This window comes from Clostridium sp., from assembly GCF_051650885.1.
GTDB lineage: Bacteria > Bacillota > Clostridia > Clostridiales > Clostridiaceae > Clostridium.
In genome coordinates this window covers 1-4427 of sequence record NZ_JBOFRG010000281.1, presented here as the reverse complement: position 1 = coordinate 4427, position 4427 = coordinate 1, and the positions used below count along the sequence as shown (strand labels likewise).

General features: G+C 29.5%; 4 protein-coding genes and 1 pseudogene. 1 reads left to right on the top strand and 4 read right to left on the bottom strand.

What is annotated here, in order from left to right; all coding sequences use genetic code 11:
* Nucleotides 1-395 (top strand): annotated as a pseudogene (locus ACRC28_RS13640) (glycosyltransferase); the annotation flags it as partial.
* 25 nt (nt 396-420) lie between these two features.
* Here the strand turns inward: ACRC28_RS13640 and ACRC28_RS13635 are convergent.
* From ACRC28_RS13635 to proB, 4 genes are all read right to left on the bottom strand, one after another.
* Complete coding sequence (locus ACRC28_RS13635) at nt 421-924, bottom strand: hypothetical protein (protein ID WP_438543995.1); 504 nt, start codon at nt 922-924, stop codon at nt 421-423.
* 17 nt (nt 925-941) lie between these two features.
* Entirely contained in the window at nt 942-1853 is a 912-nt protein-coding gene (locus tag ACRC28_RS13630) for a TraB/GumN family protein (RefSeq protein WP_438543994.1), read from the bottom strand.
* Between the two features lie 359 nt (nt 1854-2212).
* A complete protein-coding gene (locus ACRC28_RS13625) occupies nt 2213-3457 on the bottom strand; it encodes a glutamate-5-semialdehyde dehydrogenase (RefSeq protein WP_438543993.1) in 1245 nt (414 codons plus the stop codon).
* 12 nt (nt 3458-3469) lie between these two features.
* Complete coding sequence (proB, locus tag ACRC28_RS13620; RefSeq protein ID WP_438543992.1) at nt 3470-4279, bottom strand: glutamate 5-kinase; 810 nt, start codon at nt 4277-4279, stop codon at nt 3470-3472.
* Nucleotides 4280-4427 lie beyond the last annotated feature (148 nt).

Sequence of the window (4427 nt, the reverse complement as noted above, 5' to 3'; positions counted from 1 at the left end):
TTGGATTTAATCAAACTTATATTGAGTACACTAGAGATGAAAGATTTGCTGGTGAAACAAAATATCCTTTATCTAAAATGATAAAATTTGCTAGTGATGGTATAATTTCATTTTCATCAAAGCCATTAAAGCTTATGACTGCTTTTGGTACACTTGCAATTATAGCTTCATTTTTTATACTTATATATGCACTTGTTAGTAAATTCTTTTTCAATGCAGGGCTTGGATGGACTTCACTTATGTGCGTAATGGTATTCTTTGGTGGTGTTCAACTTATATCCCTTGGAATAATCGGTGAATATATAGGTAGAATTTATGATGAAAGTAAAAGAAGACCTCTTTATTTAATAAAGGATAAAATTAACTTCACAGAAGAACAACCTAAAAAAGACTAAAAGGACTGCAATCGCAGTCCTTTTTTTAAACTAATGTATCAATTTTTTTATTTTCTTCCCTCTTACCTGTGGTTTCTTCAACTTTTTGAATTGCTTTTAGCTGAAGTGCTACTAACTCAATACTTGCCTTATTTTTAAAATCAACACCACTCATTACATTCATTTTTGCCTTACTAAGAACCTTTAATTTATCTTTTGGTGTTTTTGCACTCTTAACTTCTCTTTCTAATTCTTCACGTTGCTTACTTACAACCTTAGCTTTTCTTAAAAGCTCTGGATTTTTTTCTTGTATATACTCAAGTTCTTCTTTGCTTAACTCTTCTCCTTTTGCTATTTTTCCTGCTATTTCTTCTGTTTTACTTTTTTCTTTCATTACTTCTGCAAAAACTTCTGCCATTCCTGAACCTTGTACTTCAACCTTTTTTTCCTCTTTTTTCATAAAAGAATCAAAAATATTTTTATTTTCTTTTTTATCTACATTATTATTTTTTATTCCATTCAACATTTGAAAACTTTGTCCTATTTTCATTTAAACTACTCCCCCTTTTATAACTTTTCTACGCTATACCCCTTTTGTTTTAATAACTCTACAATTCCATCATCACCAAAAAAATGTAGTGCACCAACTGCTACAACGTATTTTTCATCAAGCTTCATATATTCCTCTATTTTTTTAACCATATCTATATTTCTATCTAAAATAAGACTTTTATAAGTCTCTTCATTTTCTTTTTGCATTTTTATTGCCTCAAGCATAAATGCTTCATCCCCGGTTTTATAAGCTTCCATTATATTTTTGGCATATTCTACATCTTCTTTTGATAATTCCTCAAAACTTCCTTCTTTATATCCATCTAACATTTCTTTTAAAGTATCAATTCCTTGAATTTTATCTAAAAGCTCTATTTGAAATTCCATATTTTCAACTTGGTCAACCTTCTTGTTCTCTTTTAAATATCTTTCCTTTAGCATATCATCAAAAGTTTTCATATCTAAGTTTGCTTTTTCGTATGTTACTGCACTTATGTTTTGAACTATTCCTTGGGCTTTATACACCTTTAATTTTTCATAATCAAGACCTGTATCTTTTGCTAGTAATTTTAATGCCTCTATTTCTTTCTTATTTAAATCATCCTCTATAGTTTTTCCACCCTCATACATTATCCTTGCATTTGCAAGCAATGCATCTTGTTCTGAAGCATTCACTTCTAATGAAAGAACATCAGTCTTTTCTATTATGTCTAAAACAGTATCTGAAAAATAATTATATTCATCATTGATAGGATGCATCGTTCCTATTAAATATAGTTCCTTTCCATCTTTTTGAACTTTCCATTGATACCCTTTAGCAACTTCACTTTTCTCTTTTTCTTCTGCTCCACCGCATCCAACAAATGCTCCTAAAATAAAAAATATAGCCATCCCTACGGATAATACCCTCTTTTTTAACTCTCTCATATCATTTCTCCTTTAATTCTCTTATCTATATTTTATCATCTATTTACATTTAATGGAATATATGGAGGTTAGATTTATTTTTCTGTGACTTTTTTCTATAATTTTGTAACATTAAAGTTAACTTTCGTATATTATATACTATAAATTTGATTTTTAATCTTATTTATAGTATAATTTATTTGAATTTTCAGATAATTCAAAATAAGAGCATTTACCTTTATTTTTAAAGGAAGTGACTAACTTATTATTTTTATAGTGGGTTACATCTTTACATGTAACCCTTAAATATTGTTTTCATTTTTTAATCGCATTAATATAAAAAACACTTAAAGCGTCCGAACTTTAAGTGTTTTTCTTTTTTATCTAATTTGTCCATTTCCAAATATAATATATTTAACTGAAGTTAATTCTTTTAACCCCATAGGACCTCTTGCGTGAAGCTTTTGTGTGCTTATTCCTATTTCTGCACCAAAGCCAAACTCTTCTCCATCGGTAAATCTAGTTGATGCATTTACATATACAGCTGCTGCATCTATTCTTTGTAAGAATTTTTGAGAATTTGCATAGTTTTTTGTAACTATAGCTTCTGAATGTCCTGTATTGTATTTATTTATATGTTTAATAGCTTCATCTATATTATCTACTATCTTCACACTCATTATAAAATCTAAAAACTCAGTATAAAAGTCTTCTTCAGTTGCTTCTTCCATATCAGATATTATTTTTCTAGCCTTTTCATCACCTTTTAATAACACACCCTTTTCTCTTAAAGCCTTTGTTAAAATAGGTAATATTTCATTTGCCACCTCTGAATGAATAACTAAACTTTCTGCTGCATTACAAACAGATGGTCTTGATGTTTTAGCATTCACAACAATATCTCTTGCCATATCAAAGTCACATTCTGAATCTACATATATATGACAGTTTCCTGTTCCTGTTTCAATAACTGGTACTGTTGCATTTTTAACTACTGCTTTTATAAGCCCAGCTCCTCCTCTTGGAATTAAAACATTTATATATTCATTAAGCTTCATCATTTCAGTTGCTACTTCTCTTGAAGTATCTTCTACTAATTGTACTGAATCTTCTGGAATTCCTGCCTCTTTTGAAGCCTCTCTTAAAACTTTTATTATTGCAATATTAGAGTTTATAGCTTCACTTCCACCTCTTAGGATAACTGCATTCCCTGTCTTTAAGCAAAGCCCTGCTGCATCACAAGTTACATTTGGTCTAGCTTCATATATTATTCCAACAACCCCCATAGGAACTCTTTTTTGTCCTATTTGAAGCCCATTTGGTCTATTCCACATAGAAACAACTTCTCCAACAGGATCTGGTAAACTCACAACTTCTCTTAAACCATTTGCCATACCATTAATTCTGTCCTTATTTAAAGCCAGTCTATCTAACATTGGTTCTGAAGTCCCTTTTTCTCTAGCTTTATCTAAATCTTTTTTATTTTCTTCTATTATAAAATCAGCATTTTCTTCAAGCTTAATTGCCATTTTTAATAATGCCTCATTCTTTTCTGTTGTACTTAAATTAGCAAGTATATAACTTGCTTCTTTTGCTTTTTCTCCTAAAATATTTAGCATACTCATTATTCTTCCCTCCTATTTATCTTTTAAAAATACAGTTCCTATTTTTTCTCCATTTAATATATCTACAATCACATCTGGATTTTCTCCATTTGCAAGAACCATATTAACTGAAGCTTTATTTGCAACCTTCGCTGCCATAACTTTTGTAATCATTCCACCAGTTCCAAATTCACTTCCTGCACCACCTGCTGCATTTTCAATATCCTCTGTAATTTCTTCAATTACATCTAAAAGCTTTGCATCATCATTGCTTCTTGGGTCTTTATCATAAAAACCATCTATATCTGAAAGAATAATCAATAAATCTGCCTTCACTAAAGAAGCTACAATCGCAGAAAGGTTATCATTATCCCCAAATCTAACTATATTTTCAATCTCATCTATTGATACAGTATCATTTTCATTTACTATCGGTAATATTCTCATTCCTAAAAGAGTTTCGAAAGTATTACATACATTTTCTCTAATATGTTCATCTTCAACTACGTCTCTAGTTAAAAGTACTTGCCCTACTCTATGACTAAACTCTCCAAAAAATTTACTATAAATATGCATAAGCTCACATTGCCCTACTGCTGCAACTGCTTGTTTTTCTCTTATAGTTTGTGGTCTTTCTTTTAATTTTAAAGTGCTTGTTCCAACACCTATTGCACCTGATGTTACAAGAACAACTTCTTTTCCTTCATTCATTAAATCTGAAATAACCATAGCAAGTCTTTCAATTCTTCTAAGATGTATATTTCCAGTTCCATGAGTTAAAGTTGATGTTCCAACTTTAATAACAATTCTTTTAGCTTCTCTTATTTCTTTTCTATATGTCATCTAAAATTCTCCCTACAATTAAATATTTATTTTTATTATAATATATAATTTAATAATTGTTTCATCATTTAAATAAAAAAGATACTATTACTAATATTTATAATAAACATCAGTAAAAGTATCTTTCTTAAATGGGTGAAAATCCTAT

Coding starts and splice junctions, on each gene's coding strand:
- ACRC28_RS13635 (WP_438543995.1), bottom strand. CDS start 924: ATGAAAATAGGACAAAGTTTTCAAATGTTGAATGGAATAAAAAATAAT.
- ACRC28_RS13630 (WP_438543994.1), bottom strand. CDS start 1,853: ATGAGAGAGTTAAAAAAGAGGGTATTATCCGTAGGGATGGCTATATTT.
- ACRC28_RS13625 (WP_438543993.1), bottom strand. CDS start 3,457: ATGAGTATGCTAAATATTTTAGGAGAAAAAGCAAAAGAAGCAAGTTAT.
- proB (WP_438543992.1), bottom strand. CDS start 4,279: ATGACATATAGAAAAGAAATAAGAGAAGCTAAAAGAATTGTTATTAAA.